This window comes from Allobosea spartocytisi (genome assembly GCF_014764685.1).
GTDB lineage: Bacteria > Pseudomonadota > Alphaproteobacteria > Rhizobiales > Beijerinckiaceae > Allobosea > Allobosea spartocytisi.
On the sequence record NZ_JACXWY010000018.1, the window covers coordinates 34,788 to 59,542 of the forward strand.

Annotated in this window: 24 protein-coding genes; 14 read left to right on the forward strand and 10 right to left on the reverse strand. The window is 66.9% G+C overall.

Features of this window, described 5'->3' with window-relative positions; translation table 11 throughout:
- Positions 1-92 precede the first annotated feature (92 nt).
- From IED13_RS22140 to IED13_RS22160, 5 genes are all read left to right on the forward strand, one after another.
- Positions 93-563 (forward strand): MarR family winged helix-turn-helix transcriptional regulator, encoded by a 471-nt coding sequence (locus IED13_RS22140; RefSeq protein ID WP_038360230.1) that lies wholly within the window; start codon positions 93-95, stop codon positions 561-563.
- On the forward strand, positions 556-1,809 hold the full coding sequence (locus IED13_RS22145; RefSeq protein ID WP_191125487.1) for an HlyD family secretion protein: 1,254 nt from the start codon (positions 556-558) through the stop codon (positions 1,807-1,809). The genes IED13_RS22140 and IED13_RS22145 overlap by 8 nt, the downstream gene beginning before the upstream one ends.
- A 55-nt stretch (positions 1,810-1,864) precedes the next feature.
- Complete coding sequence (locus tag IED13_RS22150; protein ID WP_112762823.1) at positions 1,865-3,412, forward strand: DHA2 family efflux MFS transporter permease subunit; 1,548 nt, start codon at positions 1,865-1,867, stop codon at positions 3,410-3,412.
- 176 nt (positions 3,413-3,588) lie between these two features.
- Positions 3,589-3,813, forward strand: coding sequence for a hypothetical protein (locus IED13_RS22155; protein ID WP_191125488.1), 225 nt, complete (start codon positions 3,589-3,591; stop codon positions 3,811-3,813).
- 200 nt (positions 3,814-4,013) lie between these two features.
- A complete protein-coding gene (locus IED13_RS22160) occupies positions 4,014-4,589 on the forward strand; it encodes a WecB/TagA/CpsF family glycosyltransferase (RefSeq protein WP_191125489.1) in 576 nt (191 codons plus the stop codon).
- Between the two features lie 73 nt (positions 4,590-4,662).
- On the opposite strand, the gene IED13_RS22165 is transcribed toward IED13_RS22160, so the two are convergent.
- Both IED13_RS22165 and IED13_RS22170 read right to left on the reverse strand, forming a co-directional pair.
- Entirely contained in the window at positions 4,663-6,111 is a 1,449-nt protein-coding gene (locus IED13_RS22165) for an undecaprenyl-phosphate glucose phosphotransferase (protein ID WP_191125490.1), read from the reverse strand.
- A gap of 208 nt (positions 6,112-6,319) precedes the next feature.
- The gene (locus IED13_RS22170) at positions 6,320-6,694 is read right to left on the reverse strand and encodes a hypothetical protein (protein ID WP_038359386.1); all 375 of its coding nucleotides are present in this window, start codon (positions 6,692-6,694) and stop codon (positions 6,320-6,322) included.
- A gap of 211 nt (positions 6,695-6,905) precedes the next feature.
- Here IED13_RS22170 and IED13_RS22175 point away from each other — a divergent pair, with 211 nt between their 5' ends.
- Positions 6,906-7,655 carry an aspartate/glutamate racemase family protein gene (locus IED13_RS22175; RefSeq protein WP_191125491.1) on the forward strand — a complete coding sequence of 250 codons (750 nt, stop codon included), beginning with the start codon at positions 6,906-6,908 and terminating at the stop codon, positions 7,653-7,655.
- A gap of 97 nt (positions 7,656-7,752) precedes the next feature.
- Positions 7,753-9,147 carry a DUF2793 domain-containing protein gene (locus IED13_RS22180; RefSeq protein ID WP_191125492.1) on the forward strand — a complete coding sequence of 465 codons (1,395 nt, stop codon included), beginning with the start codon at positions 7,753-7,755 and terminating at the stop codon, positions 9,145-9,147.
- Positions 9,148-9,153: 6 nt separating this feature from the next.
- Here the strand turns inward: IED13_RS22180 and IED13_RS22185 are convergent, their stop codons facing one another.
- Together IED13_RS22185 and IED13_RS22190 are read right to left on the reverse strand one after the other, a co-directional pair.
- Positions 9,154-10,071, reverse strand: a complete 918-nt coding sequence (locus IED13_RS22185) for a dihydrodipicolinate synthase family protein (protein WP_112762819.1) — start codon at positions 10,069-10,071, stop codon at positions 9,154-9,156.
- A complete protein-coding gene (locus IED13_RS22190) occupies positions 10,061-10,762 on the reverse strand; it encodes a GntR family transcriptional regulator (protein ID WP_191125493.1) in 702 nt (233 codons plus the stop codon). The genes IED13_RS22185 and IED13_RS22190 overlap by 11 nt, the downstream gene beginning before the upstream one ends.
- A gap of 200 nt (positions 10,763-10,962) precedes the next feature.
- On the opposite strand from IED13_RS22190, the gene IED13_RS22195 reads away from it, so the two are divergent.
- Entirely contained in the window at positions 10,963-11,934 is a 972-nt protein-coding gene (locus IED13_RS22195; protein ID WP_191125494.1) for a Bug family tripartite tricarboxylate transporter substrate binding protein, read from the forward strand.
- 22 nt (positions 11,935-11,956) lie between these two features.
- On the opposite strand, the gene IED13_RS22200 is transcribed toward IED13_RS22195, so the two are convergent.
- The 3 genes from IED13_RS22200 to IED13_RS22210 all read right to left on the reverse strand — a co-directional run bounded on the left by IED13_RS22200 (position 11,957) and on the right by IED13_RS22210 (position 16,716).
- Positions 11,957-13,384, reverse strand: coding sequence for a phosphomannomutase (locus IED13_RS22200; RefSeq protein WP_404801906.1), 1,428 nt, complete (start codon positions 13,382-13,384; stop codon positions 11,957-11,959).
- 462 nt (positions 13,385-13,846) lie between these two features.
- On the reverse strand, positions 13,847-15,265 hold the full coding sequence (locus tag IED13_RS22205) for a mannose-1-phosphate guanylyltransferase/mannose-6-phosphate isomerase (protein ID WP_191125496.1): 1,419 nt from the start codon (positions 15,263-15,265) through the stop codon (positions 13,847-13,849).
- 104 nt (positions 15,266-15,369) lie between these two features.
- Complete coding sequence (locus IED13_RS22210; protein ID WP_191125497.1) at positions 15,370-16,716, reverse strand: UDP-glucose dehydrogenase family protein; 1,347 nt, start codon at positions 16,714-16,716, stop codon at positions 15,370-15,372.
- A 144-nt stretch (positions 16,717-16,860) separates the two neighbouring features.
- Between IED13_RS22210 and IED13_RS22215 the strand changes: the two genes are divergently transcribed.
- Together IED13_RS22215 and pgm are read left to right on the forward strand one after the other, a co-directional pair.
- Entirely contained in the window at positions 16,861-17,022 is a 162-nt protein-coding gene (locus IED13_RS22215; RefSeq protein WP_210323720.1) for a hypothetical protein, read from the forward strand.
- Between the two features lie 153 nt (positions 17,023-17,175).
- Positions 17,176-18,825 (forward strand): phosphoglucomutase (alpha-D-glucose-1,6-bisphosphate-dependent), encoded by a 1,650-nt coding sequence (gene pgm / locus IED13_RS22220; protein WP_191125499.1) that lies wholly within the window; start codon positions 17,176-17,178, stop codon positions 18,823-18,825.
- Between the two features lie 109 nt (positions 18,826-18,934).
- On the opposite strand, the gene IED13_RS22225 is transcribed toward pgm, so the two are convergent.
- From IED13_RS22225 to IED13_RS22235, 3 genes are all read right to left on the reverse strand, one after another.
- Positions 18,935-19,093, reverse strand: a complete 159-nt coding sequence (locus IED13_RS22225) for a hypothetical protein (protein ID WP_191125500.1) — start codon at positions 19,091-19,093, stop codon at positions 18,935-18,937.
- A 27-nt stretch (positions 19,094-19,120) separates the two neighbouring features.
- Entirely contained in the window at positions 19,121-19,375 is a 255-nt protein-coding gene (locus tag IED13_RS22230; RefSeq protein WP_191125501.1) for a hypothetical protein, read from the reverse strand.
- A gap of 337 nt (positions 19,376-19,712) precedes the next feature.
- Positions 19,713-20,849, reverse strand: a complete 1,137-nt coding sequence (locus IED13_RS22235) for a branched-chain amino acid ABC transporter substrate-binding protein (protein WP_142021618.1) — start codon at positions 20,847-20,849, stop codon at positions 19,713-19,715.
- Positions 20,850-21,141: 292 nt separating this feature from the next.
- On the opposite strand from IED13_RS22235, the gene IED13_RS22240 reads away from it, so the two are divergent.
- The 4 genes from IED13_RS22240 to IED13_RS22255 are packed head-to-tail and all read left to right on the forward strand — an operon-like array spanning position 21,142 to position 24,745.
- Positions 21,142-22,059 (forward strand): branched-chain amino acid ABC transporter permease, encoded by a 918-nt coding sequence (locus tag IED13_RS22240; protein ID WP_133562748.1) that lies wholly within the window; start codon positions 21,142-21,144, stop codon positions 22,057-22,059.
- Positions 22,060-22,063: 4 nt separating this feature from the next.
- Positions 22,064-23,239 carry a branched-chain amino acid ABC transporter permease gene (locus tag IED13_RS22245; RefSeq protein ID WP_191125502.1) on the forward strand — a complete coding sequence of 392 codons (1,176 nt, stop codon included), beginning with the start codon at positions 22,064-22,066 and terminating at the stop codon, positions 23,237-23,239.
- A gap of 2 nt (positions 23,240-23,241) precedes the next feature.
- Positions 23,242-24,060, forward strand: coding sequence for an ABC transporter ATP-binding protein (locus IED13_RS22250; protein ID WP_191125503.1), 819 nt, complete (start codon positions 23,242-23,244; stop codon positions 24,058-24,060).
- Positions 24,047-24,745: an ABC transporter ATP-binding protein gene (locus tag IED13_RS22255; protein WP_038359365.1), complete on the forward strand. Its 699-nt coding sequence runs from the start codon at positions 24,047-24,049 to the stop codon at positions 24,743-24,745. Before IED13_RS22250 ends, IED13_RS22255 begins: the two co-directional genes overlap by 14 nt.
- Positions 24,746-24,755 lie beyond the last annotated feature (10 nt).

The following is a 24,755-nucleotide window of genomic DNA, read 5'->3' on the forward strand; positions in this document are numbered from 1 at the left end:
GCGACATCGCGCCACAGCCTCCGCCCTCAGACTCGTTCGAACGTCGCTTGGCGAGACTAAGCGCCAATATTATATAGATGCTTATGACCAGCATGCCTACAAAACCGCCGCCGACCGTGGGTTTTCTGCTCCATGATGTCGCGCGCCTTTTGCGCAAGCGTTTCGAGCAGCATGCGCGCGATTCCGGGCTGACCCGTTCGCAATGGCAGGTGCTCGCCTATATCGATCAGAATGCCGGCATTCAGCAGGGTGCGCTGGCCGAGCTCATGGATGTCGAGCCCATCACGGTCGGGCGCATCGTCGACAAGCTCGAAGGTTGTGGGCTGGCGGAACGCCGGCCGCACGCGACCGACCGGCGCGTCTGGCAGCTTTATCTGACGCAGAAGGCCGGACCGAAGCTGACGGAGCTGCGCGCGCTCGGTGAAATCACGCGGGCAGAGGCGTTCGGCGACATTCCGCAGCCCGAGCGCGAACAGCTTCTCGCGACGCTGGGACAGATGAGAACCAATCTCACGGCCGCCTGCCAGATGCGGGTGGCCGAAAGGCAGGTCCAAAATGGATGACGCAGCCAGAAAGACCGAGGCGGCCGCCCAAGCCGTCCGTGACGAGGAGGCCGAGCCCGGCTCCCCAGGCAATGTGACCGAGATCAGGCGCATCGAGCCCAAGGCGCCCGCTCAGCCACAGCCGGCGGCGAAGGCGCCGGAAACTACCACGCCGACCGCTCCTCCCCAGGCTGCGACGGCCCCCGCGCCGCCGGCCCGACGCAGCCGCACGCGACGCTTGCTCTTCGCGCTTCTGCCGATCGCGCTCGTCGCTGGTGGCTATTACTACGTCGTCGGCGGACAGGTGATGTCGACCGACAACGCCTATGTGCAGGCGGACATCCTCGGCATCTCGACCGATGTCGCCGGCATCGTCAGCGAGATCGACGTCCGGGACAACCAGACCGTGAAGGCGGGCGACGTGCTGTTCCGGCTCGACGACAAGCCGTTCCGCTTCGCGCTGGAGCGGGCCGATGCGCAGATCGGCGTGGTCCGCAACGATCTCGAAGCGCTGAAGGCCAGCTACAAGACCATGCAGAGCCAGATCGAGCAGGCTCGCACCGACATCGCCTTCTACGAGACCGCCTTCAAGCGCCAGCAGGACCTCGCCACCAAATCCGTCGCCTCCCAGGCGACCTACGACCAGGCCAAGCATGATCTCGATGGCGCAAGGCTCAAGCTGGCGCAGCTCGAAAGCCAGCTTGCCGGCATCGCCGCCAACCTCAACGGCACGCCCGATGCGCCGGTCGAGGAGCATCCGCGCTACAAGGACGCCGTCGCGGCCCGGGCCGAGGCGCAGCGCCAGTTCGACCATACGACGGTTCGTGCGCCGATGAGCGGCGTCGTCACCAATGTGCCTTCGCTGCAGAAGGGCCAGTATCTGGAGGCGGCGACCAGCGCGTTCAGCCTCGTCTCGACCGACCATGTCTGGATCCAGGCCAATCCGAAGGAGACCGAGCTCACCTGGGTGAAGCCCGGGCAATCGGCGGAAGTCTATGTCGATACCTATCCAGGCGCTGCCTGGAAGGGCACGGTCGACAGCATCAGCCCGGCCTCGGCGGCGAGCTTCTCGTTGCTGCCGGCGCAGAACACCAGCGGCAACTGGGTCAAGGTGGTGCAGCGCATCGCCATGCGCGTGAAGATCGACACCCCCGCGGACCAGCCCCAACTGCGTGCCGGCATGAGCGTGACGCTCGACGTCGACACCGGCCATGAGCGCGGTCTGCCGAGCTTCATCTCGGGCGCCTTCGGCAAGAGCGCCAAGTAGAGCGGCCGGGTAGAGCGCCCAATAGAGCAAGACCAGCAAACAGAAGAGGCCTGCCATGGCCAGCTCAGCCGCCGCGACGACCCCGGTTGCCAATCGCGGCGCCATCACCGCCTGCGTGATCCTCGCGGTCATCATGCAGGCGCTGGACACCACCATCGCCAATGTCGCGCTGCCCTATATCCAAGGCAGCGTCTCGGCGAGCGCCGACCAGATCAACTGGGTCCTGACCTCCTATATCGTCGCCGCGGCGATCATGACCCCGCCCTCGGGCTTCCTCGCCGCGCGTTTCGGCCGCAAGCGCGTGCTCTCCGTCGCGATCGTCGGCTTCGTCGTGGCCTCGATCCTGTGCGGCGCGGCCCAGTCGCTGACGCAGATCGTCGGATTTCGTTTGTTGCAGGGCTTTTTTGGCGCCGCGCTGGTGCCGCTCTCGCAGAGCATCCTGCTCGATATTTACACGCCGGAGGAGCGCGGCTCGGCGATGGCGCTGTTCGGCGTCTCGGTCATGGTCGGGCCGGTGCTCGGCCCCGTGCTCGGCGGCTGGCTGACCGAGAACATTTCCTGGCGCTGGGTCTTCTACATCAATCTGCCGCTCGGCATCCTGGCGCTGGCGGGCGTTTCGATCTTCGTCACCGAGACCAAGTCCAGCGCCCTTGCCAAGCTCGACTGGATCGGCTTCGGCTCGCTCAGCCTCGCGATCGCGGCGCTGCAGCTCTTCCTCGACCGCGGAGCGCAGCTCGACTGGTTCGACTCGCTGGAGATCATCGTGGAGGCGACGGTCTGCGTCGCGGCGGTCTACGTCCTGGCGGTGCACACCTTCACGGCGGAGAACTCCTTCATCAAGCCGCGCATGTTCCTCGACCGGAACTTCAATGTCGGGCTGATCTTCATCTTCGTCGTCGGCATCTGCTACCTGGCGTCGCTCGCGTTGCTCACGCCTTTCCTGCAGACGCTGCTGGGCTATCCGGTGGTGACGGCCGGCATCGTCATGGGGCCGCGGGGCCTTGGCACCATGGCCTGCATGTTCCTGGTCGGGCGATTGATCGGAAAGGTCGACATCCGCATCCTGCTCGGCGCCGGGCTCCTGGTCAGCGCCTGGGCGATGTACGACATGACCGGCTGGACGCCGGATGTCTCGCAGCAGACGATCATCGTGACCGGCTTCATCCAGGGCGCCGGGCTCGGCCTGCTCTTCGTGCCGTTGACGACGATCACCTTCGCGACGCTGCCGGCGGAGTATCGCGGGGACGGCACCGGGCTCTACAATCTCTCGCGCAATATCGGCTCCAGCGTCGGCATCTCGCTGGTCAGTTACCTCTTGACCCGCAACGTGCAGGTGAACCACGCCGAGATCGCCAACTATGTGACCCCGTTCAACCGCATCTTCGACATGCCGGCGATCAGGCATGCCTGGGACCCGACGACGCTGGCCGGCCGCGCGGCGCTGGACGAGGTGGTGACGCGGCAGGCGACGATCATCGCCTATGTCGACGACTTCAAGCTACTGATGATCCTGTGCCTGGCAGCCTTGCCGTTCCTCGCGCTGCTGCGCACGCCGCGCCAGCAGGCGGCCCCGTCCGACGATCACGCGATGGTGATGGAATAACGCTGCTGCCGAGCGGCCGATGGCCGTTTTATTCAGTGGGAGCCGCGGTCCATCAGGCAATGTCGCGGACAAATTCACCTTAGGTCATTTCTCGGCTTGCACTTTGCCTGCGTCTCGCATTGGATCAGAGATGCGAGGAGCAGGTTTACGGTTCGTTAACGGTAAGAGATCGTTTTATGCGTTCGATGCGTGTCCGGCCACCCGTGACGGTGCCGATCCGGATGCCCTCCGTACGGGACATCCCGCCGCCTGCCAACGACAACCGCCCCGTCGAGCAGGAGACGGTGGCGAGCCTTCTGATCGGCCGTTCGCTGCTGATTATCGGCGTTCTGGTCGCGGCCGGGCTCATGCTCGGCTGGGCCGGGTGGCTGGGGCGAGCCGTCTGGCGAACGCTGCATTGATGCCGGGGCGTCCTCCGGCCGCCTGAGGCCCGAGGACGCTGACCCAAAATCGGTCACCTTTGGTTGCGACACATTTGAACGGATATCTAAATTTTTAAGGAAGTAGCCGCTTCCTGTCTCTGACGGCAGCGGGCAAGCCCAGGCAGCAATGCAAGGCCATATCGCTGCCGGATGCCCGTCTCGAGCGAAATGGGGACAGCGTGACGTCGGACTCGATCGAACAGCAGATTGAACAGGCCGTGCGGGCCGATGCCGCCCGGCGCGAAACGGGTTTGGAAGACGCGCTGCGCCGCTGCGAGAGCGCGGGCGAGGCGGTGTTCCTGTTCGGTGGTGACAGCGCGACGATCCATGCGCTGCGCGCCCGCATCCGCTCGGCCTTTCCCGGCCTGCGCCTTGCGGGCATCTGCGACGCCGATTTCTCCGGCCCGGCCGGCCGCGCGATCCTCGACCATATTGCCGCCTGCGCGCCGGACGTGGTCATCGTCGACGTGGCTCCGAAGCGCCACCGGGCGCTGATCGCGGAATTCGCGGCCCATGGGCTGCATACGGGCCTCGTCAACCTGCCCGGCACCTTCGCGCGCCACGCGGCCGCGCAGCCGCAGACCGGTGCCACGGCGGCAAGCCTCGCTGCCCGGCGGCCCTCCCGGATCGGCCAGCTCATGAGCGGTTTCGCCGCAGCCATGCGCTTTTCCGGCATCATCGCCCGCCAGCTCGTTCATGACGTCGCCCCGCGCCCGGTGTCGCAGGCCTATCACGCGCTCCGCCGCGACGGCTGAGCCGGCTTTTCTCCGCAACATCTGATTTTCCCGAGAAGCGGAATCCGCTTCTCGGCCGATGCTGCGATGACCGTCACACCGCGTTCCGGAACGCCTTGGAGCTGAACACCGTCCGGAACAGGATGGCGAGGTCGAGCGTGAACGACCAGTGGTCGATATACCAGAGGTCATGGGCGACGCGCGCCGCCATCTTCTCGTCGGTGTCGGTCTCGCCGCGCAAGCCGTTGACCTGCGCCCAGCCGGTGATGCCGGGCTTGACGTTGTGGCGGCGGGCGTAGAGCGCGATCTTGCGCTCGAACTCCCGGTCATGCGCCAGGGCATGGGGGCGCGGGCCGACCAGCGACATATGGCCGGCCATGACGTTCAGCAATTGCGGCAATTCGTCGAGATTATAGCGGCGCAGCACCCGGCCGATGCGGGTAATGCGGGGATCGTCGCGCCGCGCCTGCACGATCACGGCGCCGTCGTCGGTCGTCGTCATGGTGCGGAACTTGAAGATGCGGAACGCCGCCTGATTGAAGCCATGGCGGCGCTGGCGGAACAGCACCGGGCCGGGTGAATCGAGCCGGATCGCCAGCGCGATCAGCAACAGCAGCGGCAGCAGCAACAGCCCGGCCAGCGCCGCGGCGGTAAGATCGAAAGCCCGCTTGCAGGCGATTTCGACCGGCGACAGCGGAGCACGCGTCAGGCGCAGGCTCGAAAGCGCGCCGGCGCTGACGAAATGCGGCTGCTCGAAGCGGCTCATGATCTTCTCGGGCGCGAGATGGATCGCGACCGGCATGTTCATGAATGCGTCGACGCAGGCCTCGATCGTCTCATGGTCCGACCAGGGCACGGCGATGAAGACCGCGTCGGGCCGCTTCGCCCGGCAGCTGGCGGCGGCCGCCGCGAGATCGGCCGCAAGGGCTTCGCGCGGATCGCGGCGCGGTTGCTGCGGGTTGAGGAAGGCCACGTCGACGATGGCGCTGCCGGCATTCCATGGCTTGCAGCGGTCGACGAAGGACATGACTTCCTTCTCCCGGCCGATCAGGAAGACGCGCTCGGAGGTGATCCGGCCGGTGCGGCTTCCCGCCGAGATCAGGCGGACGATGGCCGAACGGGTCAGCACGATGGCGGGAATGCCAGCGAGATAGCTCGTCAGGAGGACGGCCCGCGAATAGTGATCGGCGATCTTGGCGAGGACAAGCAGCACCAGGAACGCGACGAACGCGATGTTCCAGGCCGAGAAGGCCGCCGCGACCTGGCCTTTCGTCGAGAGGTAATTGCCGATCTGGTAGCGTCCGCGCATCAGGTTGACGAAGACGAACAGCGCCGCCAGCGTGCCGGCGAGTTCCGGAGTCCGCTCGTCCACCTGGAAAGAGCCCTGCATCGCAAGATCGGTCGACCAGTCCATGGCGTAGACCAGGGCCACGACGAGGACGCCGTCGCACGCCGCCGTCAGCAGGCCGAGCCAGTGCCGCCAGCTTCTCGCAGGGCCTCGGGGCAGCGCCAACGGTGCCTGCCTGAGATGGTCGACGCTCATATTCGCCCAGTCCTTGCCGCTTTGTCTCCCGCTTTCGGCGCGAGGACCGAGATAGGCGGGAGCAGTCGGCGACGCAACCGCAAGCGCCATGCCGCGCGGCATTGCACCGGATCGGTGCGAATTTCAATCAGTGCGTGTGGTTGCCGGCGAAAACGACGCGAGATCACGCCGAAAAGGCGACGGCGTGTTCCGTTACGGCACAGCCTCTTCAGGCCAGGCTGCGCAGGCGCCGTGCCAGATAATCGAGGGAGACGGCAAGGCCGCCGCCGGTCAGGGTCCCCAGAATCTTGACCACGGCATCGTGGGGCCGGCCATGGCGCGTCGCCTCCCAGGTCTGGGCCCATTCGAGCCCGAGCGCGAGAAGCACGATGCCGCCCAGCACGAACCAGCGCTGGCGCGGATAGGCGAAGGCCAGCGCGCCGCCGGCCGCGAGATAGGCCATGAAGCGTTCGACATCCGCCCCCACATCCGGGAGATGCGGACGCAGCTCGATCGGCGACAGCGTCGAGACGAGGATGACGGCCAGCGCGCACCAGCCGAGGAAGGTCGCGAGGCGGCGCAGATGGTCGAAGGGATCGGTCAAGGAATCAGAATCCAGAGGTGCGAATCGCGGCTACGCAAACAACGGGCCAGATGCAGGTTACGCAACCGATTTTTTTGGCGAGCGACGTGCTTTATGATCTTGCGAACACGGCAAAGCAATGGCGCAACGGGACTTCGCGGTCACCATCATGCTATCGCCGCCATTTGGAACAATCGCCCGGCGCGGGCGCAACGATCGCAACGGAATGCCGATGACAGACGAAGCCCGTTCCGGACCCGCCTCCCGCATCGCTCGCGGCGGGAGGGCGATCTATGGGGTGCCGCTGGGCATCCTGATGCTGGAAGCGCGTTTCCCGCGGATTCCCGGCGACATGGGCAACGGCACGACCTGGCCCTTTCCAGTGCTCTACCATGTCGTCACGGGAGCGAGCCCGGAAAAGGTGGTCCTGAAGGGAGCCGCCGGGCTTTTGCCGGATTTCGTGGCGGCAGCGCGAGAGCTGGTCAGGCTCGGCGCGGAAGCGATCACCACCAATTGCGGCTTTCTATCCCTGTTCCAGCGCGAGCTCGCGGCCGCGGTGAACGTTCCGGTCGCGACATCGTCGCTGATGCAGGTGCCGTGGGTGCAGGCGACGCTGCCGCCCGGAAAGCGCGTTGGTCTCGTCACCGTCTCGGCCGCGACGCTGACGCCGGCCCATCTCGAAGCTGCCCGCGTGCCGCTCGACACGCCGGTCGCCGGCACCGAAAATGGCCGCGAATTCTTCCGCGTGCTGATCAAGGCCGAGAAGGACGACATGGATGTCGAGCTTGCCCGGCAGGATGTGGTCGAGGCTGCGCTCGATCTCGTGGCGCGGCATCCCGATGTCGGCGCGATCGTGCTGGAATGCACCAACATGCCGCCTTATGCGGCGGCCGTGCAGCAGGCGACGGGGCTGCCGGTCTACGACATCTATTCGCTGATCACCTGGTTCCATGCCGGCTTGCGGCCCCGGAGCTTCGGTTAAGATCGGCGCCGGGCATCCGCCGAACCCCGGAACTTATCCCCGGCGCTTCGGGCGCCTGCATCATCCAGCCTCGCATCGTCCGATCCCGCGAGGCCTCATGACCGTCACGCCCCGTCTCTCGCTGCCGCTGCTTGCCGCCGGCCAGGCGCAGAAACATGTCACGCACAACGACGCGCTGGTGCGCCTCGACGCCCTGATCCATCTGGTCGTCGACAGCCGCAGCCAGTCCGAGCCGCCAGGCAGCCCGAGCGAATTGTCGGCCTATATCGTGCCGGCCGGCGGCACCGGCATCTTTGCCGGGCGCGCGGGTCAGGTGGCGTTGTTCGAGGATGGCGGCTGGATCTTCCTCACGCCGCGGGTCGGCTGGCAGGCCTGGATCGCCGACGAGGCCGAGCACACTCTCTGGACGGGCACGGAATGGCGCAGGGCCAGCCCGCTCAGCGGCCTTGGCGCCGAGAAATGGGGCGTCAACGCCACGGCCGACGACAGCAACCGGTTGGTGGTGTCGTCGGAGGCGAGCCTGTTCAACCATGCCGGCGGCGACCATCGGCTCAAGCTCAACAAGGCGAATGCCGGGGCGACGGCGAGCGTGCTGTTTCAGTCCAACTGGTCGGGGAGGGCGGAGTTCGGTCTCGCGGGCGACGACGATTTCCGGGTCAAGGTCAGCCCCGATGGCTCGGCCTGGCACGATGCGCTCGCCATCGACCGGGCCGGCGGAGGGGTCGCGCTGCCGGGCTCGCCCTGGGCGGCAGGGCAAAACCTGCTGATCAATGGCGACATCCAGATCAATCAGCGCGGCTTTGCCGGCGGGGCGCTGGCGGCGGGCGCCTATGGCTTCGACCGCTGGAAGGCGGGTGCCAGCGGAGCGAACCTGTCGCTCAGCGGCTTCACGGTGAGTTTGAATACGGGCGCGATCCTGCAACCGGTCGAGCCGGCGGCGTGGGGGATTTCGTCCTTCGCGGGCATGACGCTCGCGGTTTCGGTGGAGGGGCTGAGCGGCGGCGATCTCAGCGTCAGGGTCGGCAGCCAGTCCGGTACGATCAGCGCCGGGGCCGGGCGGCGCTTCGTCGCGCTGACGCCGGCGCCGGGGGATAGCGGCCCGCTCGCGGTGAGCTTGGCGCCAGTGGCCGGGGCGGTGAGCTTCGCGCGCGTCAAGCTGGAGATCGGCCGCATCGCGACCCATTGGTCGCCGCGTCCGATCGGCGCCGAACAGCAGCTCTGCCGGCGCTATCACTGGCGGCCGGGCGGGACGGTGCTGATCGACGCCTATCAGGCGGCCGGCGCCGCTGCGCGCCAGACGCTGCCGCTGCCCGTGCCGATGCGGACGACGCCGACGGTGAGCTATGGCATCTCGCAGGACATCAACGTGCAGGGCTCCGACCGCGGCATCGTCGCTTCGTCGCCGGAATGGGCCCAGGCCTATGTCACGGCGCAGGCGCTGGGCCGGGTGCGGGCGGCCTTCGACACGATCGCCTTCGACGCGGAGCTGTGAGGCCGGCTACTCCGCCGCAGCTTTCGCAGCCCCCCAACCCGACACGATGGCGCGCAGTTCCGCCCGCTCGGCCGCGTTGAGTTCCGGCAGGCCGGGCAGGCGGACCGGGCCGACATCGATGCCGAGCAATCCCAGCGCTTCCTTCACCACGGTGACATTGGCGCCGTTGCCGTATTTGGTGCGCAGCTTCTCGAAGCCGGCGATGGCGTCGACCTCGCGGCGCGCGGCGTCGTAGTCGCCCGCTTCCAGCGCGCGCCAGACGGCGAGCGAGCGCGCGGGGACGACATTGACGAGCCCCGAGGTGAAGCCGCGCGCGCCCAGCGCATGGAAGGGCGCGGCCCAGCCCTCGGCGAGACCGCAGATCCAATTGGCGGAAGTGCCTTGCGTCTCGCGCACGCAATCGGCCAGCAGCATCATGTTGGTGGAGGCGAATTTCACGCCCGCGACATTGGGATGGGTCGCGACGCGGATCAGGTCGGTCACGCCGATGGCGTCGGAGCGGATATAGGCGACGAGCGGGATCGTCAGCGCCTCGGCGATGGCGAGGATGTAGTCGGCCTGGGATTGCGGCGCGGCGAAGGGGTCGAGCGGGTGATGCACCATCGCCGCGTCGCAGCCGGCCCTGGCCGCGAGCCTGCCGGTCGCGACAGCTTCGCGCAAAGACCGCCCGATGCCGGCCGTGACGAGCGCCTTGCCGGCGGCGGCTTCGGCCGCGACGGCGTGGGAGCGTTCCACCTCCGCCGTCGTCATCGGGTAGAATTCGCCAGTGTTGCCGGCCGAGACGATGTTGTGGATGCCGGCCTCGGCGATTCCGCGCACGATCCTGCCCGTCAGCGCCCAGTCGGCCTCGCCATCCGCCTTCCAGGCGGTGACATGGACGCCGGAAATGCCGCGCAGCGCGCGACGCACCTTGTCATTCGTCATAGTCCAGTCCCTCCGCATCCGCGCCGAAGACGAGCCGCACATGGGCTTTCCCCGAACGGACGATGTGTTGGCGCATCCTGCGTTCGGCGAGCGCGGGATCGCGCGCCAGCAGCGCCTCGCAGATGCCGCGATGCTCCGCGAAACCCCGGCGGCGCTCCGCCAGCTCCGCATGAAGCGCGATGCGCTGGGCATGGTCGTACATCCGCTGCCCGTCGAGGCGGCGCTCCAGATAGGTGCAGCCCGAGATGCGGTGGATCGCCTGATGATAGGCGCCGTTGAGCGCGACGAGATCCTCCAGCTCGCCGTGCTCCGTCGCCTGCTCCATCTCCGCGATCAATCGGGAGAGCTCGCGTCCGCCGGCTTCGGTCAGGCGGTTGGCGGCGATATGGGCCATGACGCTTTCGAGTGCGGCGCGTCCGAGCGCCATCTCCAGCGCTTGCCGGGCAGAGAACTCGACGAAGACGCCGCGCCGCGCCTCGGTCCGCACCAGCCCCTCGCTCTCGAGCTTGCGGATCGCGTCCTTCACGGGGGTGGTGCTGACGCCGAGCATCTCGGCGAGATGGCGCTCATTCAGCCGCTCGCCATTGCGGAAACGCCCAGCGACGATGGCCCGGCGCAGGCGCTCATGGACATGCTCGCGCAGGGAACGCAGCAGGTCGGGCGCAACGGGTTCGACGGCGGGCTGCAACATTCACTCTTTCGGGGCGGTGGAAATGAGGAAGCCGCTGCCGGATTCCCCATGGCGGCGTCGGTCACCAGACACCACAATCCAGTTGTCTCGGCAATCTGAAATTTCAGATTTCAAATCTCCGGCCCTGTGTTATCCCTTGGCGCAAGCGCCCGCTCACGAGGCGCAAGGCGGATTCTCCGCATCAGGGAGGAATGAAACCGATGAGCATCACCCGCAGAACCATCATCGCCGCGGCTTGCCTTGCCGTGGCCGGGCCTGCTTTCGCGCAGGGCGAGTATCCCGGCAGCAGGGTCGTCACCATCGTCGTGCCCTTTGCGGCCGGCGGCACCACCGACATGCTCGGGCGCATCCTCGCCGACCGGCTCGGCGCACGCCTCGGCGGCAGGTTCATCGTCGAGAACAGGGCCGGGGCGGGCGGCAATACCGGTGTCGCCGCCGTGGCGCGGGCTCCGGCGGACGGCTACACGCTGACGATGGGCACGGTCTCGACCCATGCGATCAATCCGGCTGTTTATTCCAGGCTGCCTTTCGACCATGTCAAGGATTTCGCGCCGATCTCGCAGGTCGCGAGTGCTCCCAACATCCTGATGGTCAATGTCGACCTGCCGGCGAAGAGCGTGCCGGAGCTGATCGACCTGCTGAAAAAGAATCCGGGCAAGTACTCCTTCGGCTCCTCGGGCGCCGGCACCTCGACCCATATGGCGGCGGAGATGTTCAAGGTGGCGACCGGTACCGACATGGCCCATGTGCCCTATCGCTCGAGCGGGCAGGTGACGCAGGACCTGCTCTCCGGCCAGATCCAGGTCAGCTTCGACAACATCACCATCGCCTGGCCGCATGTGCAGGAGGGCAAGATCCGGGCCCTGGCGACGGCGACGCCGAAGCGACTCGAAGTGGCCAAGGATCTGCCGGCGCTGGCCGAGTTCATTCCGGGTTACGACGCCAGTTCCTGGCACGGTTTCTTCGCGCCCGCCGGCGTGCCGAAGGAGATCGTCGCGAAGCTCTCGGCGGAGACGCAGGCGATCATGAAGGAGCCGGCGGTGATCGAGCAGCTCAGGAAGCTCGGCGTCGATCCGGTCGGGTCGTCGCAGGACGCATTCGCCGCCCATATCGCCGCGGAGACGACGCGCTGGGCCGAGGTCGCGCAGAAGGCGAATGTGAAGATCGAGTGAGGCGGCGCCCGCCGCCTTGCTGTCAGCGGGTCTGTGCCGCCGCGAAGGCGAGGTTTTCGGCGAGGAGCGCCTCGGCAGCCTCCTGCGTCGGCGCCTCGACATAGACGCGCAGCTCAGGCGCGTTGCCGGAAGCGCGGAAATGAGCCGTGGCACCATTGCCCAGCGTCAGGCGCAGGCCATCGCGCCGGTCGCGCGCCGCGACACCGCCGCGGCTCGCAAAGGCCGCATCGCGGAAGGCGGGATCCTCCGCGTCGAGCCGGGCGATGAGCGCCGCGGTCCTGTCCTGCGGAATCTCCTGCAGGCGGTTCGACAGGGCGATGGCGAAGCGGGCTTCGGCGGCGATGGCGCTCAGGGCCTGACCGGATTGCCGGGCGAGCGCGAGCGTCGCCAGGATGGGCAGCATGGCGTCGCGCGTCGGCAGGGCGGGTAGGCGGCGGCCGTCACGCTCGACATCCGAGCCGAGCAGCACGCCGCCATTGGCCTCGAAGCCGATGATCGTCGTGGCACCCTCGGCCCGGGCCTGCTCCATGCCCGCAATGACATAGGGCGAGCCGACGCGGGTGCGGACGACCTTGTCGAACAGGCCGGGACGGTCGAGCGCCGAGTTGGAGGTGACCGGCGTGACGATCGCATCGGCGCCGAGGAAGCGCGCGGTCAGGGCTCCGACGAGATCGCCGCGCAGGAAGCGGCCGTTCTCATCGGCGACGAGCGGCCGGTCCGCATCGCCGTCGGTCGAGACGATCGCATCGAGCGCCCGCTCGCCCGCCCATCGACGCGCGAGCTCCTCGTCCTCCGGCCGCAGCGCCTCGGTATCGACCGGGATGAAGTGCTCGCTGCGCCCGAGCGGAACGGGCGTGGCGCCGAGCCCCGCGAGCACGTCGCAGATGACGTCGCGGCCGACGGAAGAGTGCTGATAGACGCCGACGACCATGCCGCCCAGCGGTGAGGGCCCGAAGACGTCGAGATAGCGCGCCTTGTAGGCCGCCAGAGCTTCATATGTGTCCGTCGCCACTGTTGCTTCGGGCACGGAGGAGAGGGCGAGGCGGGCCTGCCAGTCCAGGATGCGTCCCTCGTCGGCTTTGTCGATCTCACCGGCAGCGCGATAGAACTTCAGCCCGTTGCGGTCGTCCGGGATGTGGCTGCCCGTCACCATGATGGCGGGGGCGCGGCGCTGGATGGCGGCGAGCGCCAAGGCCGGGGTCGGTAGGGCGCCGCAATCGACCGGAACCAGGCCGGCGTCGGAAACGGCCTGCGCGCATTGGGCGGCGATGAGCGGGCTCGACGAGCGCAGATCCCGCCCGATCAGGACCTCGCCGGCCGGCCCCGCTGCATCGTCCTCGCGGATCATGGCGCAGAAGGCGCGGACATGGCTGTAGGCCGGCAAGCCGATGAGCTCGCTCACCAGGCCGCGCAGGCCGGAGGTTCCGAATTTCAGGCTGGTCATGGACAGGATACCAAGATCTCGCGGTTCGCGGCTGCAGGGTAGAGCATCTTCGAGTGGGGAGGATACCGGTTCGGGTGAAGAAAATGCCACGGAACAAGGGCTAGAGCGGTTCCGGCCTTAAGATATTCGCCGTACGCCTCGGCGCCGCAATGGCTGCTACAGGGCCTCGGAGAGGTCCGTTAAAATTGAAATATCGATTCACCCGGCTTTAGGGCCTGATCGTGCAGAACATCGTGGCGCGGCAGATGTCGCGCCTGCTGCCAGGGAGACGGCATCGATGCTCACGATCGCGACGATTTGGTTGGGTTGCCTGGCGATCTTCCTGCAGCTCGCCGATTCTGCTCCGGAGCTGGGTTGGCACGACTGAGTCGTCCGTCGCTAGCGCATCGCGGCGACGGAAAGGCTTGCGTCGCACGCGCTTGAGGGCGGGCGACAACGTCGCGGTGGTGGCGCTCCGGCGCGTCTTGCTCAGGCGCGTGCGTAGATGTCCTCGATCCGGATGATGTCGTCCTCGCCGGTGTAGGAGCCGACCTGGACCTCGATCAGTTCGAGCGGAATCTTGCCGGGGTTGGCCAGGCGGTGCGTGCAGCCGATCGGCAGGTAGATCGATTCGTTCTCGTGGATGTAGGAGACGGTGCCATCCAGCGTCACCTCGGCCGTCCCCGAGACGACGACCCAGTGCTCGGCCCGGTGGAAGTGCTTCTGCAGGCTCAGCAGGCCGCCGGGCTTGACGTTGATGCGCTTCACCTGGAAGCGGCCGCCGAGGTCGATACGCTGATACCAGCCCCAGGGCCGGTACATGCGCAGATGCTCGGTCGCCTCGCGGCGGCCCTCTTTCTTCAACCGCTCCACCAGCCCCTTGACCTCGGCGGCGCGCGCCTTGGTCGTGACCAGGACGGCGTCCCGCGTCGTGACGACCACGGCATCATCGAGGCCGATGACCGCCGTCAAGATCTCGTCGCTGCGGATCAGCGAGTTGCGGGTGCCGATGGCGACGACCGGACCCTCCAGCACATTGCCGCCCTCGTCCTGCGGGCGGATCGCCTGCAGCGAATCCCAGCTGCCGACATCGGACCAGCCGAAGGTCGCACGCAGCACGCCGGCATGGCGCGTCTTCTCCATCACGGCATAGTCGATCGAAACCTTGGTGGCCTCGGCGAAGCCTTTCGGGTCCAGCCGCAGGAAGTCGAGATCCTTGGTGGCCGCCGCCAATGCCCGGGTTGCGCCGGACAGCACCTCGGGCACGAAAGCCTCGAGCTCTGCGAGCATCCGCTCGGCCGAGAAGATGAAGTTGCCGCTGTTCCAGAGGAAGCCCTGCTCGACATAGCCGCGCGCGGTTGCGGCGTCGGGTTTCTCGACGAAGCGGGCGACGGTGTTGGCGCCCTCGCTCTTCAGCGGCTTGCCGGGCTCGATATAGCCATAGCCGGTGGCAGGCTCGGTCGGGACGATGCCGAAGGTCATGATCGGGCCGTCCGCGGCAAGACTCGCGGCGCGCCCGCAGTCGCGGCGGAAGGCCTCGACATCGGGAATGACGTGATCGGCCGCGAGCGCAAGGCAAAGCCCCTTCTCGTCCTTCTGCGAGACCAGCAGCGCGCCGATCGCGATCGCAGGAGCGGAATCGCGACGTTCGGGCTCCAGCACGATGTCGCCGACGACGCCGACGGCCCGCATCTGCTCGGCGACGACGAAGCGGAATTCGTTGTTGGTCACCACGATGGGATTGGCGAAACCGTCTCCTTTGACCCTGAGCAAGGTCGCCTGGAACGTGGAAAGCCCGTCATCGAGCAGCGTGATGAACTGCTTGGGCATGGAATCCCGCGACAATGGCCAAAGCCGCGTGCCAGCGCCGCCGGCCATGATCAAGGGGGTGATGAGGCGGGAGGTCATCAGAGTATCGGACTCCAAATCAGGTTTTAGCCGCGTCGGCCTCAGGGCAGGGGCATGTTTCATGCCATATGCCGGCAAGGACCTACAGACTGTTCAGATTTCGATCAGGCTGCGTCGATGGCGTGGGAGGAGACCGGGTCGGAAATGCCGCGGCCGATATCGGCGTAGACGAAGCCCTTCTCGCGGACTTGCTCGCCACGATAGATGTTGCGCAGATCGATCAGGACCGGCGACCTCATGAGCGTCCTGACCCGATCGAGATCCAGCGCCCTGAAGATGTTCCATTCGGTGACGATCACGGCCGCATCGGCGTCTTCGACGCATTCATAAGCATTGCCGCAATAGGTGACGGCGCCGGGCAGGACTGCCTTCGCCTGCTCCATGCCTTCGGGATCGAAGGCGCGGATCGTCGCGCCTGCGTCCTGCAGCGCGGTGATGACCGAGATCGAGGGGGAATCGCGCATGTCGTCGGTGTTCGGCTTGAAGGTGAGGCCGAGCACCGCGACGGTCTTGCCCCGAACCGAGCCGCCGCAGGCCGCCACGACCTTGCGGCCCATGGCGCGCTTGCGCTGCTCGTTCACCGCGGCGACCGTCTCGACGATGCGCGCGGGAGTGCCGTAATCCTGAGCCGTCTTGATCAGGGCCAGCGTATCCTTGGGGAAGCAGGACCCGCCATAGCCCGGCCCGGCATGCAGGAACTTGCCGCCGATGCGGTTGTCGAGGCCCATGCCCCGCGCCACGTCCTGGACGTTGGCGCCGACCTGCTCGCACAGATCCGCCATCTCGTTGATGAAGGTGATCTTCGTCGCCAGGAAGGCGTTGGCGGCGTATTTCGTCAGCTCGGCGGTGCGGCGGCTGGTGTTCAGAATGGGCGCGCTGTTGAGATAGAGCGGACGATAGACATCCGCCATCACCTGCCGGGCGCGGGCGTCCTCGGTCCCGATGACGATGCGGTCGGGGCGCTTGAAGTCCTCGATCGCGGCGCCCTCGCGCAGGAACTCCGGGTTCGAGACCACGGCGAACTCGGCGTCCGGCCGCAATTCGCGCACGATCCGCTCGACCTCGTCGCCGGTGCCGACCGGGACCGTCGACTTGGTGACGATCACCGTGTAGCGGCCCAGCGCCTGCGCGATCTCGCGGGAGGCGGCATAGACATAGGACAGATCCGCGAAACCGTCGCCGCGGCGGGAGGGGGTGCCGACCGCGATGAAGACCGCGTCCGCTGCGCTCACGGGGCCGGCGAGGTCGGTCGTGAAGGACAGCCGGCCAGCGGCGGCGTTGCTGCGCACCAGTTCCGTCAGGCCAGGTTCGAAGATCGGAATCTCGCCGCGCTTCAGCGCTGCGATCTTGCTCTCCTGCTTGTCGACGCAGACGACCTCATGGCCGAAATCCGCGAAGCAGGCGCCGGATACCAAGCCGACATAACCCGATCCGACCATCACGATCTTCATCGCCAACTCCAAAGAAACCTATTTCGCGCCTGCGACACATATATTGCCTTGGACGTCAGTACGAGGGCCAACCGTATCTCGTCGCGGGGCGCAGCCTGTCCTGCCGACCGCGGGGACCGGTCGGAATTCCCACACATCGCTCAAATGCGAGCGATTGCCTGCACCGAAGTGCAAATCCGGAGGGGCTACACCGAGATCAGTTTCTCGGGGTCTGGTCTCGTGCTCATCTATCTCGGCATCGTCTGGCTCGGCTGCGCCGCCATCTTTCTCGAACTCGCCGACCGCGCTCCGGTAATCGAAGGCTGACGCGGCCGATCGGCCCGGCGCGGGTTTCGCTCCCGGGCGCTTGGCAGAAGCGCGCTCGCGAGCTGCCGTGCTCCGGCCTTTTTCGCTCGCGACTTTGCGGACCTGCCGTCTATAACGGGCGGCGCATTGGCTGGCCTGCAACCGAGATACTCAATGACCGATACCGTGAGCCCCTACGCCGGAAAGCGGCTCGACCCCTCCATGCTCGTCGATGTCGCGGCACTGCAAAGGGCCTATTTCGACCAGCCTGATCCGTCGCAGCGTTCGCAGCAGGTGGCGTTCGGCACGTCGGGCCATCGCGGTTCGGCCTTCTCCGGATCGTTCAACGAGGCGCATATTCTCGCCATCGCCCAGGCGCTCTGCCTTTATCGCCGCGAACAGGGCACCGACGGGCCGCTTTTCGTCGGCATCGACACCCATGCGCTCTCGCGCAACGCCTTCGAGACGGTGCTGGAGGTCTTCGCCGCCAATGGCGTGACCACGATGATCGACGAGAAGCTCGGCTTCACGCCGACGCCCGTCATCTCCCATGCCATCCTGACCTATAACCGCGGCCGCTCCTCCGGGAAGGCGGACGGCGTCGTCATCTCGCCCTCGCATAATCCTCCCGCCGATGGCGGGCTGAAGTACAACCCCCCTCATGGCGGGCCGGCCGATACCGATGCCACCGGATGGATCGAGAAGAAGGCGAATGCCTTTCTTGCCGACAAGCTCGCCGGCATCGCCCGCATTCCCTATGACAAGGCGCTGAAGAGCGAGCATGTCCGGCGGTACGACTACATCAGCGGTTACGTCGCCGATCTCGCCGATGTCGTCGATATGGAGGCGATCGCGCGGGCGGGCGTCTCGATCGGGATCGACCCGCTCGGCGGTGCCGGGCTCGACTATTATCAGCCGATCATCGACCGCTACGGCCTGAAGGGGACCATCGTCAGCAAGGCGGTCGATCCGACCTTCGGCTTCATGACCGCCGATTGGGACGGCAAGATCCGGATGGACTGCTCCTCGCCCTATGCGATGGCGAGCCTGATCGGCATGCGCGACCGCTTCGACGTCGCCTTCGCCAACGACACGGACGCCGACCGGCACGGCATCGTCACCCGCAGCAGCGGGCTGATGAACCCGAACCACTACCTCGCCGCGGCGAGCGCCTATCTCTTCGCCAACCGCCCCGGCTGGCGTGCCGACGCGGCCATCGGCAAGACGGTGGTGTCGAGCGCGATCATCGACCGCGTCGCGGGCAAGCTCGGGCGCCGGCTGGTCGAGGTTCCGGTCGGGTTCAAATGGTTCGTGGAGGGGCTGATCTCGGGCGATTTCGGCTTCGCGGGCGAGGAAAGCGCCGGCGCCTCCTTTCTGCGCAAGGACGGCACCGTCTGGACCACCGACAAGGACGGGCTCATCCTCGGCCTGCTCGCCGCCGAGATCACCGCGAAGACGGGAAATGACCCGGGCGTGCTCTACGACAAGCTGACGGCCGAGCTCGGCAAGCCCTGCTATGCGCGCGTCGACGCTCCCGCGACATCGACCCAGAAGGCGGTGCTCAAGAACCTCTCGCCGAGCCAGATCACGACGAAGGAGCTGGCGGGCGAGCCGATCACGGCGATCCTGAGCGACGCTCCCGGCAATGGCGCCCCGATCGGGGGCCTCAAGGTGACGAGCGCCGATGGCTGGTTCGCCGCGCGCCCCTCCGGTACCGAGGAGGTCTACAAGATCTACGCCGAGAGCTTCCGCGACGAGGCGCATCTCGCCCGCATCCAGGAAGAGGCGCGGCAGATCGTCGGCGCGGCCTTCACGGAGGCCTGACCAGCCGCCGGGGTGTCTCCGGTTGCGCAATAACCTCAATGGTTGCGATTGACGGCCGTCCTTCGTCCGTCGTCGCGAAGGCTGGCTGAAATCGGTGCGCGCCCGGGCCTCAGACGCTCGCGGCGAACAAGCGCCAGGCGATCCAGACGAGGAAAGCGATCCAGGCCGTCGTGACGATGCCGACCAGGGCGAGATAGGCGGCCGAAACGACCTTGGTGGTGAGCGTCTCAGGCGAGGCGTTGACGGGAAGGGGCGTTCGGTCGGTCATGGTCCGCGATCGAAGGATTGGCCCTTCTCACCAGTCGATGGGGTCGGAGATCGTCGGGCGGCGGCCCGGCGTGGTCTCGCGTAGCATCGAGCCGATCTTGCGCTTGTATTCATCCCACGAAGAAAGGATGCGTCCGCATTTGGTGCAGGTCACGTCGCTGTTCTGCTCCAGCCGGCCGGGAACCGAAATGCTCGCCGATCCGCAGGTGTCGCACTGAAAGCCGTCCCGCCCCATCACGATCTCCTCAAACTCACCGAGCCCGGGCCGGCTCGTCGGCGCCATGAACCGGCATGGCAGATGACTGGCGCCTGAACGCTCCGATCCGTGGCGCGCCCTCCTCCTTGCGAGCACCGAGGCGGGGCGGGACCGAGGAGGCTGGTGCGATGGACGGGCGGGCTGCGGCGGCCATGTCGAATGCCGTGCTTCTGTGGGGACGGCTGGCGGCCGAGACGGCGCGCTCGATCACGGCAAGCAAGGCATCGCCGGATGGCAGGCTACGCCAATCGCCGGCGCCTCCGTGAGAGAAGGCCAGGAACGTCGCAAAGAAAAATGGGCCCGCGCTTTGCGCGAGCCCATTGCCTGGAGAAAGCGGCCGCCAAAGCGCGGCCGGACATCGGCGTCAGCGTGTCGTCCAGGCGCCGTTCTTGACCGTGCGAAGCTCGAGTTCGACCGGCAGCTTGGTCTGGCCGTTCTCGTCGAAGCTGGTATGGCCCATGGCGCCGTCGTACTGGGTCTCGCGGATCGCCTTGGCGATGGCGGCCTTGTCCTTGGTGCCGGCCTTCTTGATCGCTGCGACGATGATGTTGGCGGCGTCGAAGGCATTCTTGGTGTAGGTCGTCGCCGGTTCGGCGAAGTTCGCGGCCTGGTAATCCTTGGTCAGCTTCTCGAGCTGCGGATTGCCCTTTTCCTTGACGATGCCGGAGACGGTGCCTTCGGCAGCCGGGCCGGCGATCTTGATGAAGTCGGCGTCATGGAAGCCGTCGACGCCGATCATCGGCACGGTCATGCCGAGTTCGACCATCTGCTGGCGCACCAGGCCGGCTTCGGTGACGACGCCGCCGAAATAGATCGCATCCGGCGCGCCGGCCTTGATCTTGGTCAGCAGCGCGCGAAAGTCCGTGGTTCCGACCGGGGCGGCCTCGGCGGCCAGGATGGTGCCGCCGGCGGCCTTGTAGAACTTCTCGAAGTTCTGGGTGTTGGCGACGCCGTAATCGGAGGTGTCGGAGACGATGGCGATCTTCTTGCCGACGCTCTCGACCGCCCACTTGGCCAGGGGCTCGTTGGTGTTGACCAGCGTCGTCACGACGCGCGACACCATCGGGTTGTTGCGCTCGGTGATCTTGGGCGAGATCGCGCCCCAGACGACGAACGGCACGCCGGCGCGCTGGAAGACGGGGATCGTGGCCAGCGCGACGCCGCTGTTCCAGTGGCCTGTGGCGGCCAGCACCTGCGGATCGTTGGTGAGCTTCAGCGCCGCGGCGACACCGGTCTGCGGGTTGGCAGCGTCGTCGAGGACCACGGCCTCGAGCTTGAAGGGCAGGCCGGCCTTGTTCGCCTGGTCGATGGCGAGTTGGAAACCGTTGCGGGCCGAGAGGCCCTGCTGCGCATTGCCGCCGCTGAGCGGGCCGATGAAGCCGATCTTGACGGTCTCCTGGGCCGAGGCGGCCATGGCCCCGACCACGACCGCCGTGCTGACGACCGATACGCGCAGCAATGCCGAAAAAGAGCCGTTTCCGGCGCCGAACTTGAAATTCATGATCCCCTCCAGGACGGATTTTGGAGCTCCCGCGGTCAGCCGGGCAGGCGGGCCTAGGATGCCTCGGCGGACAATCCGTCCTTCCCGAAAGGGGAAGCAAATCGGATATTTGGAAGCCCCGGCCTAGCTTTGCCTAAGTAGCTGGCCGGACGGGGTGCGAGCAGGTCCGGCACCCTGCCTCAAGACAAGCAAAGCAGAGATTCCGAAATTACGACTCCTGTCCGCTTGCGGGCTGGTGCACAGCCCAGGAAGCGGCCACGACATGGCCGCCAAGACAAAGAGAGGGACCGGAATGACCGAGCAGCTCCTGCAACAGATCCTGAACTGGATCACGCTCGGCTCGATCTATGCCCTGATCGCGGTCGGCTTCAGCCTGCTCTTCGGGGTGCTGAACATTATCCATTTCTCCCATGGCGACGTGGCGCTGATGGCGCCCTTCCTGGCGCTGGCGCTGGTGCAGACCTTCGCGACCGCGATCGGGGCCGCGGCCTCGCCCGGCGTCATGCTGCTGGCGGTCGCCCTCGCAATCGCGCTCACCGGGCTGCTCGGCGTCCTGCTCGATTTGCTCGTCATCCAGCGTTTCCGCAATGCGCCTGCGATGATGGCGCTGGTCGCGACGGTTGCGCTCGGCATCGTGCTGCGCGAGCTGATCCGCCATCTTTTCCCCAACGGCTCCAACCCTCATGCGGTGCCACGCCTCGTCCAGGGCAGCGTCGACCTGCTCGGGGTGACGGTCCCGGCCTTCAACCTCGTCGCGATCGCGGTCTCCGGGCTTTGCGTTTCCGGGCTTTTCTACCTGCTCGGCAGCACGCGGCTCGGCCTGCACATCAAGGCCGTCTCGCAGGACCGCGACGCCGCCCGCCTGCTCTCGATCGCGCCGGGTCGGATCTTCCGGATCACCTTCTTCATCGCTTCGGCGGTCGGCGCCATCGGCGGCCTGTTCTTCGCAGGCTATGCCGGCATCGTGCGGTTCGACTTCAGCGTGGATGTCGGCCTCATCGGCTTCTCGGCCGCGGTCGTCGGCGGGCTGGGCTCGATGCCGGGTGCGATCATCGGCAGCCTGGTGATCGCCGGGCTCGACACGCTGGTGCAGGCGGTGGTGCCGAACGGCGCGGCCTATCGCCTCGTCTTCGTCTTTCTGCTGGTGATCGGCGTGCTGGTGTTCCGGCCGGCCGGCCTCTTCGGCCGCACCGTCGTCGAGAAGGTCTGAGCCGATGACGGATATGACAATTCCCGCCCGCGCGACGCTCGGCACCGCCGGCGGCCTCGCTTTGGTCGCTCTGACGGAGATCGCCGGCGCGGCCTTCCTGCGCCAATTCCTGCTGGTCGACGACTGGCGCGCGGTGGTCGCTCTGCTCGCCCTGTTCGCCGGTGCGCTGTTCGCGATGCAGCGCCTGCCGGTGATCGAGGCCAATATCGAACAGGCCTTCGGCGCCAACCGGCGTTTCGCGATGCTGTTCGGCACGGCGATCGTGCTCGCCTTTCCCTTCGTGCTGCAGAACAGCAGCTATGCGCTGCACCTCCTGATCATCGCCCAGCTCTACGCGGTGCTGGCGCTGGCGCTGAACTTCCAGCTCGGCAGCGCCAACATCCCGAACTTCGCCACCGGCGCCTCCTACGGCATCGGCGCCTATGCCTCGGCGCTGCTTGCCCTGAACTGGGACGTCAGCTTCTGGCTCGCCTTGCCGGCCTCGGCGGTGGTCGCGACCATCTTCGGCTTCCTGCTCGGCATCCCCTCGATGCGCACGCGCGACAGCTATCTGGCGCTGGTCACGATCGCCTTCGGCGTGGTCGTCCACCAGCTCCTCAACAATCTGGAATTCACCGGCGGTCCCAACGGGCTGGTCGGCATTCCGGCGCCGGAGCTCTTCGGACACTCCTTTGCCTCGCCGCTGGTCATCTTCGGGCATTCGCTGCCGTCGCAGGCGAATTTCTACTATCTCTCGGCGCTGCTCGTCGGCGTCTCGATCCTGTTCGCCGGGCGCCTGCACCATTCGCGGATCGGCCTGGCCTGGAACGCGCTCAGGGCCGACGAACTTGCGGCCCGCTGCCAGGGCATCAACGCGACCTGGTACAAGGTGCTGGCCTTCGCGGTCGATGCGTTCCTTGCCGGTTTCGCGGGCACGATCTACGCCTTCTATGTCGGCTTCATCTCGCCCGACAACTTCACCTTCCTGGTCTCCGTGACGATCATGACGATGGTCATCGCCGGCGGGATGGACAACACGCTGGGCGTGATCGTCGGCGCGTTTCTGCTGACGTTGCTGCCCGAGAAGCTGCGCGCCTTCTCGGACTACCGCATCCTGTTCTTCGGCATCACCGTGATCGCCTTCCTGATGATCCGCCCGCAGGGAATCTTCCCGCAGCGCCTGCGCCGCTACGGAGGCTGACAATGAACGCGCCAGTCACTCCAGAAAGCCGGGCCCTGCTCGAGGGCAAGGATCTGACCATGCGCTTCGGCGGCCTGGTCGCCATGGCCGAGGTCGACTTCTCGCTGCGCAAGGGCGAGGTGCTGGGCATCATCGGCCCGAACGGGGCCGGCAAGTCGACCCTGCTCAACATCATCACCGGGCTGTACGTTCCGTCCTCAGGCGAGGTCAGGCTGGAGGGCGAGCTGCTCAACGGGCAGCCGGCCCATCGCATCGTCGCCAAGGGCATCGCGCGGACGTTCCAGTCGAGCCGGCTGTTCGCCGACCTCTCGGTGCTCGACAATGTCATCATCGGCCGCCACACCCATATGAAGACCGGGATCTTCGAGGCCATCTTCAACCGCCGAAAGGCCGAGGCCGAACTCGACGCGGCGGCGGAGCTGGCCGAGGGCCTGCTCAAGGCGGTCTCCCGCGAGCTCCACGCTCAGCGCCACCGGCCGGCCGGGGAACTGCCGCAGGCCGACCGTAGGCGTCTCGAGATCGCGCGCGCGTTGGCCAGCGAGCCCAAGGTGCTGCTGCTCGACGAGCCATCCTCGGGCATGGACGATTCCGACACCGACGCGCTGATGGACGATATCCGCTCGGTCTGCGCCGAGCGGCCGGAGCTCGCCCTCATGATCATCGAGCACGACATGCGCCTGATCGCGTCGTTGCCGCAGCGCGTGCTCGTCCTCGATTACGGGCAGAAGCTCGCCGAGGGCACCTATGAGGAGGTCCGCCTGATCCCGCGCGTGCAGGAGGCCTATCTCGGCCGCAAGGGAGCGCAGCATGCTCAGGCTTGAGAACGTCGACACCAATTATGGCGTCGTGGCGATGCTGCGGGACGTCTCGCTCAATGTCGAGCCGGGCGAGCTGGTCTGCATCCTCGGGCCCAACGGCGCCGGCAAGACCACGATCTTCCGGGCCATCTCGGCGCTGCTGCCGCTGGCGCGCGGCCGCATCGCGATCATGGGGCAGGATCTCAAGGGCTCGCGCACGGAAGCGCTCAGCGCGCTCGGCGTCGGCTTCGTGCCGGAGGGGCGGCGCCTGTTCGGCGACATTTCCGTCCGTGACAACATCCGCCTCGGCTACGAGGCGCAGGGGCACCAGGCCGGCTTCGAGGAGCGGCTGGAGGAGATGCTGGAGCTGTTCCCGCGGGTGCGGGAGCGCATCCGGCAACGCGCCGGCACGCTCTCGGGTGGCGAGCAGGCAATGGTGGCGCTGGCGCGCGCGCTCGTCGGCAAGCCGAAATTCGTGATCATGGACGAGCCCTCGCTGGGCTTGTCGCCGAAGCTGATCGACGAGTATTTCGACACGGTCGCGGCGGTGAACCGCGGCGGCACGACCGTGCTGCTGATCGAGCAGAACGCCGAGATGGCGCTCTCCATCGCCCATCGCGGCATCCTGCTCACCAAGGGGCGGGTCGTGGCGGCGGGCAGCGCCGCCGAACTGCTCGGAAGCGACGCCGTCCGACATCTCTATCTTTGAACCGGACGGG

What these genes read in the sequence shown, in the direction of transcription:
- IED13_RS22240 (WP_133562748.1), top strand. Translation starts at nt 21,142, where the DNA reads ATGACCGAGCAGCTCCTGCAACAGATCCTGAACTGGATCACGCTCGGC.
- IED13_RS22225 (WP_191125500.1), bottom strand. Translation starts at nt 19,093, where the DNA reads ATGACCGACCGAACGCCCCTTCCCGTCAACGCCTCGCCTGAGACGCTC.
- IED13_RS22190 (WP_191125493.1), bottom strand. Translation starts at nt 10,762, where the DNA reads ATGTTGCAGCCCGCCGTCGAACCCGTTGCGCCCGACCTGCTGCGTTCC.
- IED13_RS22195 (WP_191125494.1), top strand. Translation starts at nt 10,963, where the DNA reads ATGAGCATCACCCGCAGAACCATCATCGCCGCGGCTTGCCTTGCCGTG.
- IED13_RS22180 (WP_191125492.1), top strand. Translation starts at nt 7,753, where the DNA reads ATGACCGTCACGCCCCGTCTCTCGCTGCCGCTGCTTGCCGCCGGCCAG.
- IED13_RS22230 (WP_191125501.1), bottom strand. Translation starts at nt 19,375, where the DNA reads ATGGCGCCGACGAGCCGGCCCGGGCTCGGTGAGTTTGAGGAGATCGTG.
- IED13_RS22155 (WP_191125488.1), top strand. Translation starts at nt 3,589, where the DNA reads ATGCGTTCGATGCGTGTCCGGCCACCCGTGACGGTGCCGATCCGGATG.
- pgm (WP_191125499.1), top strand. Translation starts at nt 17,176, where the DNA reads ATGACCGATACCGTGAGCCCCTACGCCGGAAAGCGGCTCGACCCCTCC.
- IED13_RS22235 (WP_142021618.1), bottom strand. Translation starts at nt 20,849, where the DNA reads ATGAATTTCAAGTTCGGCGCCGGAAACGGCTCTTTTTCGGCATTGCTG.
- IED13_RS22205 (WP_191125496.1), bottom strand. Translation starts at nt 15,265, where the DNA reads ATGACCTCCCGCCTCATCACCCCCTTGATCATGGCCGGCGGCGCTGGC.
- IED13_RS22140 (WP_038360230.1), top strand. Translation starts at nt 93, where the DNA reads ATGCCTACAAAACCGCCGCCGACCGTGGGTTTTCTGCTCCATGATGTC.
- IED13_RS22185 (WP_112762819.1), bottom strand. Translation starts at nt 10,071, where the DNA reads ATGACGAATGACAAGGTGCGTCGCGCGCTGCGCGGCATTTCCGGCGTC.
- IED13_RS22245 (WP_191125502.1), top strand. Translation starts at nt 22,064, where the DNA reads ATGACGGATATGACAATTCCCGCCCGCGCGACGCTCGGCACCGCCGGC.
- IED13_RS22175 (WP_191125491.1), top strand. Translation starts at nt 6,906, where the DNA reads ATGACAGACGAAGCCCGTTCCGGACCCGCCTCCCGCATCGCTCGCGGC.
- IED13_RS22165 (WP_191125490.1), bottom strand. Translation starts at nt 6,111, where the DNA reads ATGAGCGTCGACCATCTCAGGCAGGCACCGTTGGCGCTGCCCCGAGGC.
- IED13_RS22145 (WP_191125487.1), top strand. Translation starts at nt 556, where the DNA reads ATGGATGACGCAGCCAGAAAGACCGAGGCGGCCGCCCAAGCCGTCCGT.
- IED13_RS22210 (WP_191125497.1), bottom strand. Translation starts at nt 16,716, where the DNA reads ATGAAGATCGTGATGGTCGGATCGGGTTATGTCGGCTTGGTATCCGGC.
- IED13_RS22215 (WP_210323720.1), top strand. Translation starts at nt 16,861, where the DNA reads ATGCGAGCGATTGCCTGCACCGAAGTGCAAATCCGGAGGGGCTACACC.
- IED13_RS22150 (WP_112762823.1), top strand. Translation starts at nt 1,865, where the DNA reads ATGGCCAGCTCAGCCGCCGCGACGACCCCGGTTGCCAATCGCGGCGCC.
- IED13_RS22250 (WP_191125503.1), top strand. Translation starts at nt 23,242, where the DNA reads ATGAACGCGCCAGTCACTCCAGAAAGCCGGGCCCTGCTCGAGGGCAAG.
- IED13_RS22255 (WP_038359365.1), top strand. Translation starts at nt 24,047, where the DNA reads ATGCTCAGGCTTGAGAACGTCGACACCAATTATGGCGTCGTGGCGATG.